Source organism: Desertibacillus haloalkaliphilus (genome assembly GCF_019039105.1).
In the GTDB taxonomy this organism is placed as follows: Bacteria; Bacillota; Bacilli; order Bacillales; family KJ1-10-99; genus Desertibacillus; species Desertibacillus haloalkaliphilus.
Genome location: NZ_JAHPIV010000482.1, coordinates 1 through 350, shown reverse-complemented (window position 1 = coordinate 350; position 350 = coordinate 1). Strand labels below are relative to the sequence as shown.

Annotated in this window: 2 pseudogenes; both read left to right on the top strand. The window is 42.6% G+C overall.

What is annotated here, in order from left to right:
• Nucleotides 1–129 (top strand): annotated as a pseudogene (locus KH400_RS24940) (GNAT family N-acetyltransferase); the annotation flags it as partial.
• Between the two features lie 13 nt (nt 130–142).
• Nucleotides 143–350: pseudogene (locus KH400_RS22910) on the top strand (amino acid ABC transporter permease); the annotation flags it as partial.

Sequence of the window (350 nt, the reverse complement as noted above, 5' to 3'; positions counted from 1 at the left end):
ATTGAACGTGAAGCCGATAATGGCGACTTAGGTGTATTAATGTATAAAGTCCTCATCCCTGAACGGTTCGATGCCGCCATATTAGGCGCACCGCCCTCAGAAGAAAAAGTCCAAACGACTTCAACATAGGAGGTGATTCAACATGGGGGATTTTTTCAAATGGGAGTATGTCGTCACACTCTTCCCTAAAGTATTGTCAGCCCTTCCAACAACCTTACTGATCGTTTTATTTGCCACTTTGATTGGCAGTTTTCTTGGATTCATTCTTGCTTATTTTCGAATTGAGCGTATTCCCATCCTGCATCAGCTCAGTGCAATTTATGTCTCATTTATTCGTGGAACACCTATCC